The 1855-nt window shown below is 65.7% G+C and carries 1 pseudogene; it reads left to right on the top strand.

Annotation, left to right across the window (positions count from 1 at the left end):
• Positions 1-45: 45 nt before the first annotated feature.
• Positions 46-1855, top strand: a pseudogene (locus V6U82_RS31460) (hypothetical protein); the annotation flags it as partial.

Raw genomic sequence — 1855 nt, 5'->3', positions numbered from 1 at the left:
GGCGTTCGCTCCGTAGGATCTCCGGCGATCAAGGGGGATGAAGCGGTGGGCGATTTCCAGCAGTTCGTGGCGGATGTGACTTCGCGTCTGTCCACCATGTCCACGGGCGAGTTGTACGTCGTCGGCGACGGCCTCGACCGGGACTCACTTTGGCTCACCTTTCTCGAATCCTTCCCCGCCGGCACCAATCTGCGGTTCCGTGAGCGGTCCGAGTACGACTGCTCGACGTGCCGCGCTTTCATCAAGCACTTCGGCAACGTCGTCGAGATCCACGACGGGCGGGTCCGTACCGTGTGGTCCGGGGTGTCGGCCTCCGACCCGGTCTTCTCCGTCGTCGCCGCCGCTCTGGACGAGTTCGTCCTGTCGTTGCCGTTGTCCACCGTCTTCGGTCCACCCAGGCGCGGTACGGGACGAAGACCACCCGGACGCTGCGCGACGGCCAGGTCGAGGTGTGGCACCACCTGCACGGGCGGGTGGAGAACCGGCATCGCGTCGAAGACGTCGGCGCGGCACAGGGCAACTTCGACGCCGCGGTGCAGGTCTTCCAGCGTGGCCTGGCCGAGCTGACCCGGCACGCTCTGGACACCGTCGCCGACCTGATCGACGACAACGCCCTCTACCGCGGCACGGAGCACCGTCGGGCGGTGACCGAGTTCCGGTCGCTGCAGAGCCGGTGGACGAAGGCGACCGACAGACGGGCCTTCGTCTTCGCCAACGCCATGAACCCGGCGGCACGCCTCCGCAACACGGTGATCGGCACCCTCGTTCAGGATCTCTCCGCGGGCGTCGACCTGGAGCAGGCGGTCCGGTCGTTCGAGACGAAGGTGGCACCGCAGAACTACCAGCGCCCCACGGCGTTGATCACCCCGGCCATGGTCAAGGCTGCTATGAAGACCATTGACGAGTTGGGCATCGAGGATTCGTTGCAGCGACGGTTCGCCCGGCTGTCCGACGTGTCGGTCACCAACGTGCTGTGGGTCGACAACGACACACAGCCGCGGATGAAGGACGGCATCGAAGGGCTGCTCATGCAGGCGGCCACCGTGAAGTCGGCAGGTGCGCGCCTTCGTGACGCGGAGCCGGAGGAGATTCCCGTAATCTCCTTCATGAAGGACATCCTGCCCACCGCCACCACCATCGACCTATGGGTCGCCAACACCTACGAGCCGCACTTCGTCAGTCTCACGACCGGCCGGCACCCGGCTGCTCCGCGGTTGTTCAAGTGGGACAACGACTTCGGCTGGTCGTACGGCGGCAATGTCACCGACTCGATCAGGGAGAAGGTCAAGCGGGCGGGTGGCAACGTCACCGGCAAGCTGCGGGTGAGCCTGTCCTGGTTCAACCACGACGACCTCGACCTGCACGTGTTCGAGCCCAACGGCGACCACATCTGGTACCAGGAGAAGCGCAACAAGCTGGACGTCGACATGAACGCCGGCGGGGCGCTCTCCCGCGAGCCGGTGGAGAACGTCACCTGGACCGACCGTGTCCCCGACGGTGATTACCGGATCGAGGTGAATCAGTACCGCAAGCGGGACAGCGCCCAGGGCGGTTTCGTGATCGAGACCGAGAGCAACGGGAGGATCGAGCATTACCGCCACGAGCGCGCGGTCGGCCACAAGGAGACCGTCGAGGTGGGCCGGATGACGGTCACCGGCGGTGTGATCACCGCTTTCCGGCCGGGTGGAGACGTGCAGCGGGGCAGTGCGGGCAGGGAGGTGTGGGGCATCACCACCGAACAGTTCGTACCGGTGTCCACCATCATGTACTCGCCGAACTACTTCGACGACAACGAGGTCGGCAACCGGCACTACTTCTTCATCCTGAAGGGGTGCGTGAACGACCAGCCGGCGCG

This window comes from Micromonospora sp. CPCC 205554 (assembly GCF_036902745.1).
In the GTDB taxonomy this organism is placed as follows: domain Bacteria; phylum Actinomycetota; class Actinomycetes; order Mycobacteriales; family Micromonosporaceae; genus Micromonospora; species Micromonospora tulbaghiae.
The sequence above is the reverse complement of the archived record's forward strand: the minus strand, read 5'-3'. Positions and strand labels throughout refer to the sequence as shown.